Source organism: Klebsiella sp. FDAARGOS_511 (assembly GCF_003812845.1).
In the GTDB taxonomy this organism is placed as follows: Bacteria; Pseudomonadota; Gammaproteobacteria; order Enterobacterales; family Enterobacteriaceae; genus Klebsiella; species Klebsiella grimontii.
In genome coordinates this window covers 3,850,440-3,862,913 of the sequence record NZ_CP033824.1, presented here as the reverse complement: position 1 = coordinate 3,862,913, position 12,474 = coordinate 3,850,440, and the positions used below count along the sequence as shown (strand labels likewise).

Genomic DNA, 12,474 nt, shown 5'->3' with positions numbered 1-12,474 from the left:
TGTCCTCAGTATCCATTTACCTGCAGAAATGCCTGGAAGCTGCTTTCGCTCCACGGTTCGCCCTGCTGGTCGTACATTCTGACGCCGTTCAGGCCGCTCACCAGCTCGCCGAGGTTTTCCGCGCCCTGCTCAAAGAGCGTTTCCAGGGTGGCAATAAGCTGTAGTTCCCAGCTTTCCGGCACCCGGCTGCGGGTTTGCCAGATCAGATTGGGATAGTCGCCGGGCTTGTGAATATTGCCGTTTCCGCCTTCCGCCGGCGGCGTGAACTGACGGCTTTCCGGCAATGCCGGGTTAAAGTCCAGGGATTCGCTCATGCCACGTTCTCCTCGATAAAAGAAATCTGGATCTGCTGGTCGTATACCCGCACCGGGTAGCGATGCAGGCTGCGGCCACCGGGGCCGTGCAAACACTGGCCGGTTTTGACGTCGAATACCGCTTCATGCAGCGGGCACTCCACCTTGCCATCTTCAACAAAGCCCTGGCTCAGCAGCGCATAAGCGTGGGGACAAACGTCTTCCAGCGCGTAATATTCGCCATCAATCAGATAGATACCGATTTCTTTACCGTCGATACTGCCGCTGTAGGGGAAATCTTCCTGTACTTGCTCCGCGTCACACACGCCAATCCAGCTCATCGCATTCCTCCGGGCTCTGTTTCATATATGAAACTCTGTTTCTTATTTAATACGGTCAATATAAAAGCGATGAATCTTTCGTCAAGCGCTAATGTGATTAAATTGTTAATGAATAGACTTTTAATTAGCTAACTGTGGAATTGATCACGAAAAAAAGCAGCCAGATGAAATGATGATATTTAAAGTGCTCTTTCATTATAAATAACGCTATCTCTTAAGAAATGAAGTGGACCTGTTGACTTCTTTTCACAATGCTCGTTAGAAATGAGCACAAAGGTAAATCTCACAGTTTCACATATGAAACAAAATGAAATTTTAACCTTAAAAAACATAGAGTTTCATAGGTGAACCATTTTAGTCAGGTGATTATTTCTGGCGTTAAAAAAATAATAACCAATATGTATTAAATTTAAAAAAGAGGTAAAACATGGCGGCAAGATGGCAAGGTACTATCGCACTACTTTTGTTAATAATTATTTCTTACGTCGATCGGGTAAATATCTCGGTAATGATCCTGAACCCCGAATTCGCCGCTCACTTTCATTTAAATGAAAACAGAATGTTACAAGGCATGCTGATGACATGCTTTCTCCTGGGTTATGGTTTATCGGCATTAATATTAACTCCGCTTATAGAAAGCAGGCTCAACTATCGCCAGGGACTGTTAAGCAGCGTGGCAATATGGGCGCTGGTTTGCGCGGTTTCGCCGCTGCTGGGCTCGCTGCTGGGAATGTTAATCGCGCGCATCGTTCTCGGCGTTGCCGAGGGGCCGCTATTCTCGCTGAAAACCCGCTTTATCAGCGATAGCTTCGCTGCCGATGAGGTTGGTAAACCTAACGCCGTGACGGCCCTCGGCGTCTCGCTCGGGCTGGCGATGGGCTTTCCGCTGGTCACCTGGCTGATGGCGCACGTCGGCTGGATGGGTTCGTTTTACGCCCTGGCGCTGCTGAACCTGCTGCTCGGCGGCGGATTAATCTGGCGCTTTCTGCCCGCCCCTGTCGTCAATGAACGCTGCGCAAAGCCCGGTATCATCAAAACCTTTACTCTCGCCTAGCGCACGCCGCTGCTCGGCTGGATCCTGGTGGTGGAGATCGCCACCCTCAGCTATCTGTGGGGCAGTAGCGCCTGGCTGCCGGCCTGGCTACGCGACGAGCATCACTTCTCGCTGCAGGCCACCGGCCTGCTGGCGGCGGTTCCGTTTCTGCTAAGTCTGGGGTCAAAATTTCTCGGCGGGGTATTGCTCGATAAGATGCGGCCGGAGCAGGCGCCCGTGCTGTTTATTATCGGCGGCCTGCTGACCGCTCTGTCGGTGTTGGCGCTGATGCTCAGCCACCAGCAGGCGATGCTGGCGCTGTTTATGCTGGCGGCGAACGTATTCTGGGGGTTGCAGGGCGCGGCGATCCCTGCGGTCGTGCAGCACCATGCGCCACGCGAGGCGGTCGGCAGCGCCTATGGCATTATTAATGGCATCGGCAATATCTGCGCAGCGTTTATCCCGCTGCTGATGGGGATGGTCATGAAGTCGGCGGGATCGGTAAGCTCGGGATTCTCGGTGCTGGTGGTATCACAGCTGATGACGCTTTGCGCCGGAGGCGTGCTGCTGCTGCGCATGCGTCGCGCAGCAGCAGTGAGCGTCTGAGGCTTATTCGCCTTTTTTCGCCGCCTGAATGTAGAGCATTTCCAGCGCCAGCGTCGCCGCCGCCAGGGCGGTGATTTCGGACTGGTCGTAGGCCGGAGCGACTTCCACCACGTCCATGCCGACGATGTTCAGATCCTTCAGGCCGCGCACCAGCTTGATCGCCCGATCGGAGGTCAGGCCGCCGATCACCGGCGTACCGGTACCCGGGGCAAACGCCGGGTCCAGGCAGTCGATATCAAAGGTCAGGTACACTGGCATATCGCCGACGATCTGTTTCACCTGAGCGATCAGGTCGTCAACGCTGCGATCGTTGACCTGGCCCGCATCCAGCACCGTGAAGCCGTTGTCTTTATCAAACTCGGTACGGATACCGATCTGCACTGAGTGATTCGGATCGATCAGGCCTTCGTTCGGCGCGGTGTAGAACATGGTGCCGTGGTCAAATTCGCAGCCGTTGGCGTAGGTATCGGTATGGGCATCAAAATGCACCAGCGCCATTTTGCCAAAGTGCTTAGCGTGAGCGCGCAGCAGCGGCAGGGTGACAAAGTGGTCGCCGCCAAAGGAGAGCATGCGTTTACCTGCCGCCAGCAGTTTTTCCGCGTGGGCCTGCAGCTTTTCACTCATTTCACGCGCGTCGCCGAAGGCATAAACCAGGTCGCCGCAGTCCACGACGTTCAGGCGCTCGCGCATGTCAAAATTCCACGGGAAGCGGTTGTGCTCCCACGCAAGGTTCGTCGACACCTGACGGATCGCCGCCGGGCCATGACGGCCGCCCGCGCGTCCGGAGGTCGCCATATCAAACGGTACGCCGGTGATGACCCAGTCCGCATCGCTGTCATACGGCATGAAATTCATCGGTAGACGCAGAAAACCAAATGCGTTGGATACCAGGGAGTTATCGTATTGATGACCTAAGGTGCTCATGGATATGACCTCTTTTACCGTCGTTGCGTTGAAATACAAATATAAAAAAACCCTTCCGCGTCGTTAGGCCCGACGAGGAAGGGTTTAAATGAGTTTACTGCTTAGTTGAGCGAATTATCGCCGTAAATGTCTACGCGTTCAAGTGAGTCTGGCGAATGGCCGTAATGAGCCTTCTCTCCCCCTCTCTTCCCTCTCGGCTACGGAGAGGACGTATATCACTCGTCTTCGAGATAAGTGTAGCCGTATAAACCCGCTTCGAACTCTTCAAGGAACTGCTGCTGCAGGGCGGCGTCCAGGTCCGTATTTTTTACCTGATCGCGGAACTGGGTCAACAGCGTGTTCGGATCGAGCTGCACGTACTGCAGCATATCCGCAACGGTATCCCCTTCATCCGACAGCTCAACTTCGACGCTGCCGTCAGGGAAGACAAACACGTCTACGGCTTCCGTATCGCCGAACAGGTTGTGCATATTGCCGAGGATCTCCTGGTAGGCGCCCACCATAAAGAAGCCCAGCATCGGCGGATTCTCCGGATCGTATTCCGGCATCGGCATGGTGGTCGCAATACCGTCGCCATCCACATAGTGGTCAATCGCGCCGTCGGAATCGCAGGTGATATCCAGCAGCACCGCGCGGCGTTCCGGTATCTTGTTCAGCCCTTCCAGCGGCATCACCGGGAACAGCTGATCGATACCCCACGCATCCGGCATCGACTGGAACAGGGAGAAGTTGACGTAGATCTTATCCGCCATGCGCTCCTGCAGTTCATCAATAATCGGGCGATGCGCGCGGTTGCTGGGGTCGAGCTGCTTCTGAACTTCATGGCACATATTCAGATACAGCTGCTCGGCCCAGGCGCGCTCTTGAAGATTAAAAGTGCCGGAGGAGTAGCCGATGTGGATATCGTGCAGATCCATCTGGCTGTCGTGCAACCATTCGCGCAGCGAGCGGCGGTTGCCGGTTTCCTGCATCTCCAGCCAGGTTTCCCACATGCTTTGCAGCGGACGCGCGGCGTCTTCCTCAGGCGGGGTCGCCTCGGTATATTCGTTACGCTCAACGCCGATAATGTTCGATACCAGCACGGTGTGGTGCGCCGTGACTGCGCGGCCGGATTCAGTGATCACCGTCGGATGCGGCAAACCGTTCTCTTCGCAGGCATCGCCAATCGCCCAAATAATGTTGTTGGCGTATTCGTTCAGGCCGTAGTTTACCGAACAGTCGGACTGCGAACGGGTGCCCTCGTAGTCAACGCCGAGACCGCCGCCAACGTCAAAGCACTGAATATTCACGCCCAGCTTATGCAGCTCAACGTAGAAACGCGCGGATTCACGTACGCCGGTGGCGATATCGCGAATATTGGCCATCTGCGAGCCAAGGTGGAAATGCAGCAGCTGCAGGCTGTCCAGATGCCCGGCAGAGCGCAGAATTTCAACCAGCTGCAGAACCTGGGTCGCCGCGAGGCCAAATTTGGATTTTTCGCCGCCGGAGGACTGCCACTTACCGGAGCCCTGCGAAGCCAGACGCGCGCGCACGCCAAGACGCGGTACCACGTTCAGCCGCTCGGCTTCTTCCAGCACGATGGCGATTTCCGACATCTTCTCGATGACCAGATAGACCTTGTGGCCCATCTTTTCGCCCACCAGCGCCAGGCGGATATATTCACGGTCTTTGTAGCCGTTACAAACAATGACGCTGCGGGTCATACCGGCGTGTGCCAGCACCGCCATCAGCTCAGCCTTCGAACCGGCTTCCAGACCCAGCGGCTCGCCGGAGTGGATCAGCGATTCAATGACGCGGCGATGCTGGTTGACCTTGATCGGATAAACCAGGAAGTAGTCACCGTTATAGCCATAAGACTCACGCGCGCGTTTGAAGGCGGCGTTAATCGAACGCAGGCGGTGCTGCAAAATCTGCGGGAAGCAGAACAGCGCAGGCAGGCGCTGCCCCTGAGCTTCACGGGCTTTCACCAGCTCAGCAAGGTCAACGCGCGCTTCCGGGACGTCAGGATCCGGGCAGACGCTGATATGGCCCAGTTCGTTAACGTCGTAGTAGTTATTACCCCACCAGGCAATATTGTAAGTACGTAGCATCTTGCTGGCTTCCTGGGAGCTCATCGCAACCTCCTGCATGGAACGTAGTACACCGTGATCGCCTGCTGACGAAGGCGAAGATAATGACATGTCGTCAGACATAGCGAACCTCAAATTTTAGTAACAAGTGTAAAACAGTTGACTACTATCGCAATCCGAAGAAGCGATAACAACCCATAAACAGTCCGAAATCCCAGTAGATAGTGCTGGTCTTGCGGCTGAGCGACCGGTTTCTTATTCATATCATCGTAAAACACGTACCCGAACGGAGTATGACAGTCCGGAGAAACCACGAGAAAACCCTTGCTATCGCAAGAGCGCCCTTGTTCAGTGTTCCAGCAGCCTGCCGGCCCGGGAATCCTGAGAAGCGCCGAGATGGGTAGAACATCGGCTGGTTTGCATGAGAGAGATGCGGGTTGCGGGATAGTGACGCGCGACGGAACGACGCGACGAATCAGGCGAAAAACGTGGGTTCATTATCTGGTATCACCTCCACACTGCCCCGAGACGGGCCAGCGACAAGCCAAAGCTATACGTTCCAGACAGTCAGCGAAAACGCCGCTGCGGGACTCTGTCAATACAGACTGCTTAACCCGGCTGGAAGTGGCGTCACGAGGTAAATGCTCGTGCGCTGTTTTAATGAGCCGCGCGCGGCGTTTTATACCGAGAAGCGGGGTAAAAAGCAAAATAAAAATATGCGCGTTGCCGGGGATTGTCAGGAAAAATTGCCACCGCCCTTTTTCTATAAATGCGACGAATATCAAAAAAGGCTGGAAATGGGGTCAAGAACTGCCCTAAAATAGCCGTCCAGAAGTTAATCCATCTATACTGATTAACACTCAGACTGCTCGTGTCGCTACCTGCAAGCTTTGGTAGAGTCATCCGTCAAAGCCATTCTACACAACAGTATGAGCTACCCGAATCGTCCACAGGTGAAATAAAACATGGCAAAACACCTCTTTACGTCAGAGTCCGTATCAGAAGGGCATCCCGACAAAATTGCTGACCAAATCTCCGACGCCGTGCTGGATGCGATCCTCGAACAGGATCCGAAGGCGCGCGTAGCTTGTGAAACCTATGTCAAAACCGGCATGGTTCTGGTCGGTGGCGAGATCACCACCAGCGCATGGGTTGATATTGAAGAGATCACCCGTAACACGGTCCGTGAAATTGGCTACGTGCATTCCGACATGGGTTTTGACGCCAACTCCTGCGCGGTCCTGAGTGCTATCGGTAAACAGTCTCCGGACATCAACCAGGGCGTTGACCGCGCCGATCCGCTGGAACAGGGCGCGGGCGACCAGGGCCTGATGTTTGGCTATGCCACCAACGAAACCGACGTGCTGATGCCGGCGCCGATCACCTATGCGCACCGTCTGGTGCAGCGTCAGGCTGAAGTGCGCAAAAACGGCACTCTGCCGTGGCTGCGCCCGGATGCGAAAAGCCAGGTCACCTTCCAGTACGACGACGGTAAAATCGTCGGCATTGACGCGGTAGTCCTGTCGACCCAGCACGCGGAAGATATCGACCAGAAATCGCTGCAGGAAGCGGTGATGGAAGAGATCATCAAACCGGTTCTGCCGACCGAGTGGCTGAACAGCGCCACAAAATTCTTTATCAACCCAACCGGCCGTTTTGTTATCGGCGGACCAATGGGCGACTGCGGCCTGACCGGGCGTAAAATCATCGTTGACACCTACGGCGGCATGGCTCGTCACGGCGGCGGCGCGTTCTCCGGTAAAGATCCATCTAAAGTGGACCGTTCTGCGGCCTACGCGGCGCGCTATGTAGCGAAAAACATCGTTGCCGCTGGCCTGGCCGATCGTTGTGAAATTCAGGTTTCCTACGCCATCGGCGTGGCGGAGCCGACGTCAATCATGGTTGAAACCTTTGGTACCGAAAAAGTGCCTTCTGAGCAGTTGACCCTGCTGGTGCGTGAGTTCTTTGACCTCCGTCCGTACGGCCTGATTCAGATGCTGGATCTGCTGCACCCGATCTACAAAGAGACGGCGGCATACGGTCACTTCGGTCGCGAACATTTCCCATGGGAAAAAACCGACAAAGCAGCCCAGCTGCGCGAAGCGTCCGGTCTGAAATAATCTCCGCACTCCCCCGCTTTCAAGGCCAGCCCCGCGCTGGCCTTTTTACTTTAGCTTCCCTCCGCTGACGCCGAATCCTGCCTTCCGCTCGTCAATAATGGAAGCGATTACATCATATACAGCGCAAATATACTCCCCTAATACGTGCAAAATGTAATAACCCTTCACTTTGTTACACAATATTTCAGCAAAGTCTGATTAGCGCTTTTAATTCCTTAGACTAAACTCAATTAATATACTGATTTAAATACGTTTATAACAATTACGTTTCTTTACTCTAGTGTAACCGATTACACAGTCGTGATTACTATCACATTTTTTTACGACGTATTTACCTACCCTACGCATCGACAGGATCAATAACTCAACCGGAGGGCGTTATGCCTGACAACAAAAAACAAGGGCGTTCGAACAAGACGATGACGTTCTTTGTCTGCTTCCTCGCCGCACTGGCTGGCCTGCTGTTCGGCCTTGATATCGGTGTTATTGCGGGTGCCTTACCCTTTATTGCCAACGAGTTCCAGATAAGCGCCCACACTCAGGAATGGGTGGTCAGCTCCATGATGTTCGGCGCCGCCGTCGGCGCAGTGGGCAGCGGCTGGCTCTCCTTCAAACTCGGGCGTAAAAAAAGCCTGATGATTGGCGCCATCCTGTTCGTTGCCGGCTCGCTATTCTCCGCCGCCGCGCCGAACGTGGAAGTGCTACTGATCTCCCGCGTGCTGCTCGGCCTGGCCGTGGGCGTCGCCTCCTACACCGCCCCGCTGTATCTGTCTGAAATCGCCCCGGAAAAAATCCGCGGCAGCATGATTTCGATGTACCAGCTGATGATTACTATTGGTATTCTCGGCGCCTATCTTTCCGATACGGCATTCAGCTACAGCGGCGCCTGGCGCTGGATGCTCGGGGTGATTATTATCCCGGCGGTGCTGCTGCTGATTGGCGTGGTTTTCCTGCCGGACAGCCCGCGCTGGTTTGCCGCTAAGCGCCGCTTTGTCGATGCCGAACGGGTTCTGCTGCGCCTGCGCGACACCAGCGCTGAAGCGAAACGCGAGCTGGATGAGATCCGCGAAAGCCTGAAGGTAAAACAGTCCGGCTGGTCGCTGTTCAAAGAAAACAGCAACTTCCGCCGCGCGGTATTCCTCGGCGTTCTGCTGCAGGTGATGCAACAGTTCACCGGTATGAACGTCATCATGTACTACGCGCCGAAGATTTTTGAACTGGCGGGCTATGCCAATACCACCGAACAGATGTGGGGCACCGTCATCGTCGGTTTGACCAACGTGCTGGCGACCTTTATCGCCATCGGGCTGGTCGACCGCTGGGGCCGTAAGCCGACGCTGATCCTTGGCTTTATCGTCATGGCGCTCGGCATGGGCATTCTGGGCAGCATGATGCATATCGGCATCCACTCCGCCACGGCGCAGTACTTTGCCGTTCTGATGCTGCTGATGTTTATCGTTGGCTTTGCCATGAGCGCCGGCCCGCTGATTTGGGTGCTGTGTTCCGAAATCCAGCCGCTGAAAGGGCGTGATTTCGGTATCACCTGTTCAACGGCCACCAACTGGATTGCCAACATGATCGTCGGCGCGACGTTCCTGACCATGCTGAACTCGCTGGGCAGCGCCAACACCTTCTGGGTCTATGGCGGCCTGAACATCCTGTTCATCTTCCTGACCCTGTGGCTGATCCCGGAAACCAAAAACGTTTCGCTGGAGCATATCGAACGTAACCTGATGAAAGGCCGCAAGCTGCGCGAAATTGGCGCGCGCGACTAGCCTGATACACTTCCTCCCTCCCGGGAGGAAGCTTCTTCTTGCTCTCCTCACCCCGCCGCACTATCCTCTGGCGCTATGAAAACACCCCGAATTCCCATTGCCCTTCAACAGGCCGTTATGCGCAGCCTGCGGGAGAATCTGGCCAAAGCGAACCTCAAGCTGGGACGACTTTACCCTGAACCGGTGCTGGTTTATCAGCAGCGGGGAACCTCCGCCGGTACCGCCTGGCTGGAGAAAAATGAAATCCGCCTTAACCCGGTGCTGCTGCTGGAAAACCAGCAGGCGTTTATTGATGAAGTCGTGCCGCACGAGCTGGCCCACCTGCTGGTGTGGAAGCACTTTGGCCGCGTGGCGCCACACGGCAAAGAGTGGAAATGGATGATGGAAAGCGTGCTGGGCGTTCCAGCTCTGCGCACCCATCGTTTCGAACTCGATTCAGTCCGTAAAAATACCTTCCCCTACCGCTGCCAGTGCCAGCAGCACCAGCTTACCGTCCGCCGCCACAATCGCGTGATGCGCGGAGAGGCCATCTATCGCTGCGTGCGCTGTGGAGATGTTCTGGTGGCGGAAAAGTAATCTCCGGAAATAATTGGAAATTTTCTGATCTGACTGATTGCGTCTGGCAATCACATTCGTTACGTTGCGGGCTCGTTTTGACACGGAGTTAACGATGTCCCGTATTCATATTTTTGCTGTCGCATTTCTCAGCGCGGCGGTATGCGCTCCGCTTGCAGCGGAAGGAATCAACAGTTTTTCTCAGGCCAAGACCGCTGGGGTCAAGGTCAATGCCGATGCCCCCGGCGATTTTTACTGCGGCTGTAAAATCAACTGGCAGGGAAAAAAGGGGGTTATCGACCTGGAGTCTTGTGGCTATAAAGTGCGTAAAAATGAAAATCGCGCCAGCCGGGTCGAGTGGGAGCATGTGGTTCCCGCATGGCAGTTTGGCCATCAGCGTCAGTGCTGGCAGGACGGCGGGCGCAAAAACTGCGCTAAAGATCCGGAATACCGCAAGATGGAAAGCGACATGCATAACCTGCAGCCGGCGGTCGGCGAGGTCAACGGCGATCGCGCCAACTTTATGTACAGCCAGTGGAACGGCGGCGAAGGCCAGTACGGTCAGTGCGCAATGAAAGTTGATTTTAAAGATAAAGTTGCCGAGCCGCCGGCGCGCGCACGTGGCGCCATCGCCCGTACCTACTTCTATATGCGCGACCGCTACCAGCTCAATCTTTCCCGCCAGCAAACCCAGCTGTTTACCGCCTGGGATAAGATGTACCCGGTCACAACCTGGGAGTGCGAACGCGACGCGCGTATTGCCAAAGTTCAGGGCAACCATAATCCTTATGTCCTGCAGGCTTGCCAGGCGCAAAAGAGCTAACCTACACTAGCGGCAATTGTTAATTTGCAGCTTTACTCCTCCCCCTTTACTGGGGGAAGAGACATCTGCGCTAAGAACGGAACATCAAGCATGCGCATTCCTCGCATCCATCACCCGGAACGCATTACCACGGGTAGCCAGATAGCTCTTTCCGACGACGCGGCCAACCATGTCGGTCGCGTTTTACGGATGGGTAAAGGCCAGGCTATAGAGCTTTTTGACGGCAGCAATCAGGTCTTCGAGGCGGTTATTGTCGAGGCCGGTAAGAAAAATGTTCTGGTTGAAGTACAGAGCAGCAAAGTTGATAACCGTGAATCCCCTCTGCATATCCATTTGGGCCAGGTGATGTCCCGCGGCGAAAAAATGGAATTCACCATCCAGAAATCGATCGAACTTGGTGTAAGCCTCATAACGCCACTGTTTTCCGAGCGCTGTGGCGTTAAACTGGACGCCGAACGTTTGCAGAAAAAGATCCAGCAGTGGCAGAAAATCGCCATTGCCGCCTGCGAGCAAAGCGGCCGCAACGTGGTGCCGGAAATCCGCCCGGCCATGCAGCTTGAAGCCTGGTGTGCGGAGCAGGACGAGGGCCTGAAGCTTAATTTGCACCCTCGCGCCAGCGCCAGCATTAATACGCTGCCGCTGCCGGTCGAACGTATCCGGCTGCTGATTGGCCCGGAAGGCGGGCTTTCGGCAGAAGAGATAGCGATGACAGCTCGCTACCAGTTTACTGATATCCTGTTGGGACCGCGCGTTCTGCGTACAGAGACAACTGCGCTCACTGCCATTACCGCCCTGCAGGTGCGTTTTGGCGACTTAGGTTGAAGCGTTAACGGAGAAGAACAATGATTAAGCTCGGCATCGTGATGGACCCCATCGCAACCATCAACATCAAGAAAGACACCAGCTTCGCCATGTTGCTGGAAGCGCAGCGTCGCGGCTATGAACTCCATTATATGGAGATGAACGATCTGTACTTAATCAACGGCGAAGCCCGCGCCCGTACGCGCAAGCTAAGCGTCGAGCAGAACTACGACAAATGGTACGCGTTCAACGGCGAGCAGGATTTGCCTCTCGCGGAGCTTGACGTCATTCTGATGCGTAAAGATCCGCCGTTCGATACCGAGTTTATCTACGCGACCTACATCCTCGAACGCGCCGAAGAGCAAGGCACGCTTATCGTCAACAAACCGCAGAGCCTGCGCGACTGTAACGAAAAGCTGTTTACCGCCTGGTTCTCCGAGCTGACCCCGGAAACGCTGGTCACCCGTAATAAAGCGCAGTTGAAAGCCTTCTGGGAAAAACACGGCGATATCATTCTCAAACCGCTGGACGGTATGGGTGGCACCTCTATTTTCCGCGTAAAAGAGGGTGACCCTAACCTCGGCGTCATCACCGAGACGCTGACCGAGCTGGGCAACCGCTACTGCATGGCGCAGAACTATCTGCCAGCCATTAAAGATGGCGATAAGCGCGTGCTGGTGGTTGACGGCGAGCCGGTTCCTTACTGCCTGGCCCGTATCCCGCAGGGCGGCGAAACCCGCGGTAACCTTGCTGCCGGCGGTCGTGGCGAAGCGCGCCCGCTGACCGAAAGCGACTGGGCCATCGCCCGCCGCGTTGGCCCCACGCTGAAGGCCAAAGGCTTAATCTTCGTCGGCCTGGACATCATCGGCGATCGTCTGACGGAAATTAACGTCACCAGCCCCACCTGCGTCCGTGAAATCGAAGCCGCCTTCCCGATTTCCATTACCGGGATGCTGATGGACGCCATCGAGAAGCGCCTCAATAAATAAAGCGCTTATTCCGGCTGCAGGCCCGCGCCTGTAGCCTGGAGCCAGCGCAGGCGATTCGCTTTCAGGCTCAGGCAGGCAAGCCCCTGAAACCTGAAAGATAAAGTGAATCGACACTCCCTTGCTTTACCCGCATACTGGGTGCTGC

11 protein-coding genes and 1 pseudogene are annotated in these 12,474 nt (G+C 55.3%); 7 read left to right on the top strand and 5 right to left on the bottom strand.

Annotation, left to right across the window (positions count from 1 at the left end; genetic code table 11):
- Window positions 1–5: 5 nt before the first annotated feature.
- Together EGY08_RS19695 and EGY08_RS19690 are read right to left on the bottom strand one after the other, a co-directional pair.
- Entirely contained in the window at window positions 6–314 is a 309-nt protein-coding gene (locus tag EGY08_RS19695) for a recombinase-like helix-turn-helix domain-containing protein (protein ID WP_004125120.1), read from the bottom strand.
- Window positions 311–634 carry a Rieske (2Fe-2S) protein gene (locus EGY08_RS19690; RefSeq protein WP_004125124.1) on the bottom strand — a complete coding sequence of 108 codons (324 nt, stop codon included), beginning with the start codon at window positions 632–634 and terminating at the stop codon, window positions 311–313. Before EGY08_RS19690 ends, EGY08_RS19695 begins: the two co-directional genes overlap by 4 nt.
- A 427-nt stretch (window positions 635–1,061) precedes the next feature.
- On the opposite strand from EGY08_RS19690, the pseudogene EGY08_RS19685 reads away from it, so the two are divergent.
- A pseudogene (locus EGY08_RS19685) lies at window positions 1,062–2,273 on the top strand (MFS transporter).
- Window positions 2,274–2,276: 3 nt separating this feature from the next.
- Here the strand turns inward: EGY08_RS19685 and speB are convergent.
- The 3 genes from speB to yqgB form a co-directional block, all read right to left on the bottom strand.
- Entirely contained in the window at window positions 2,277–3,197 is a 921-nt protein-coding gene (speB, locus tag EGY08_RS19680; protein ID WP_004125131.1) for an agmatinase, read from the bottom strand.
- A 215-nt stretch (window positions 3,198–3,412) separates the two neighbouring features.
- Entirely contained in the window at window positions 3,413–5,389 is a 1,977-nt protein-coding gene (gene speA / locus EGY08_RS19675; RefSeq protein ID WP_004125134.1) for a biosynthetic arginine decarboxylase, read from the bottom strand.
- 8 nt (window positions 5,390–5,397) lie between these two features.
- Window positions 5,398–5,529 carry an acid stress response protein YqgB gene (gene yqgB / locus EGY08_RS19670; RefSeq protein ID WP_075210876.1) on the bottom strand — a complete coding sequence of 44 codons (132 nt, stop codon included), beginning with the start codon at window positions 5,527–5,529 and terminating at the stop codon, window positions 5,398–5,400.
- Window positions 5,530–6,231: 702 nt separating this feature from the next.
- On the opposite strand from yqgB, the gene metK reads away from it, so the two are divergent.
- From metK to gshB, 6 genes are all read left to right on the top strand, one after another.
- Complete coding sequence (metK, locus tag EGY08_RS19660) at window positions 6,232–7,386, top strand: methionine adenosyltransferase (RefSeq protein ID WP_004125136.1); 1,155 nt, start codon at window positions 6,232–6,234, stop codon at window positions 7,384–7,386.
- Between the two features lie 380 nt (window positions 7,387–7,766).
- Window positions 7,767–9,161 (top strand): sugar porter family MFS transporter, encoded by a 1,395-nt coding sequence (locus EGY08_RS19655; protein ID WP_004125138.1) that lies wholly within the window; start codon window positions 7,767–7,769, stop codon window positions 9,159–9,161.
- A 75-nt stretch (window positions 9,162–9,236) separates the two neighbouring features.
- Window positions 9,237–9,737: a SprT family zinc-dependent metalloprotease gene (locus tag EGY08_RS19650; protein WP_049113273.1), complete on the top strand. Its 501-nt coding sequence runs from the start codon at window positions 9,237–9,239 to the stop codon at window positions 9,735–9,737.
- A 94-nt stretch (window positions 9,738–9,831) separates the two neighbouring features.
- Window positions 9,832–10,539: a deoxyribonuclease I gene (gene endA / locus EGY08_RS19645; RefSeq protein WP_004125144.1), complete on the top strand. Its 708-nt coding sequence runs from the start codon at window positions 9,832–9,834 to the stop codon at window positions 10,537–10,539.
- 90 nt (window positions 10,540–10,629) lie between these two features.
- A complete protein-coding gene (gene rsmE / locus EGY08_RS19640; protein WP_004125147.1) occupies window positions 10,630–11,361 on the top strand; it encodes a 16S rRNA (uracil(1498)-N(3))-methyltransferase in 732 nt (243 codons plus the stop codon).
- 20 nt (window positions 11,362–11,381) lie between these two features.
- Complete coding sequence (gene gshB / locus EGY08_RS19635) at window positions 11,382–12,329, top strand: glutathione synthase (protein ID WP_004125150.1); 948 nt, start codon at window positions 11,382–11,384, stop codon at window positions 12,327–12,329.
- The last annotated feature ends 145 nt before the right edge of the window (window positions 12,330–12,474 follow it).

Coding starts and splice junctions, on each gene's coding strand:
- speB (WP_004125131.1), bottom strand. CDS start 3,197: ATGAGCACCTTAGGTCATCAATACGATAACTCCCTGGTATCCAACGCA.
- EGY08_RS19690 (WP_004125124.1), bottom strand. CDS start 634: ATGAGCTGGATTGGCGTGTGTGACGCGGAGCAAGTACAGGAAGATTTC.
- speA (WP_004125134.1), bottom strand. CDS start 5,389: ATGTCTGACGACATGTCATTATCTTCGCCTTCGTCAGCAGGCGATCAC.
- EGY08_RS19695 (WP_004125120.1), bottom strand. CDS start 314: ATGAGCGAATCCCTGGACTTTAACCCGGCATTGCCGGAAAGCCGTCAG.
- endA (WP_004125144.1), top strand. CDS start 9,832: ATGTCCCGTATTCATATTTTTGCTGTCGCATTTCTCAGCGCGGCGGTA.
- gshB (WP_004125150.1), top strand. CDS start 11,382: ATGATTAAGCTCGGCATCGTGATGGACCCCATCGCAACCATCAACATC.
- yqgB (WP_075210876.1), bottom strand. CDS start 5,529: ATGAATAAGAAACCGGTCGCTCAGCCGCAAGACCAGCACTATCTACTG.
- EGY08_RS19650 (WP_049113273.1), top strand. CDS start 9,237: ATGAAAACACCCCGAATTCCCATTGCCCTTCAACAGGCCGTTATGCGC.
- EGY08_RS19655 (WP_004125138.1), top strand. CDS start 7,767: ATGCCTGACAACAAAAAACAAGGGCGTTCGAACAAGACGATGACGTTC.
- metK (WP_004125136.1), top strand. CDS start 6,232: ATGGCAAAACACCTCTTTACGTCAGAGTCCGTATCAGAAGGGCATCCC.
- rsmE (WP_004125147.1), top strand. CDS start 10,630: ATGCGCATTCCTCGCATCCATCACCCGGAACGCATTACCACGGGTAGC.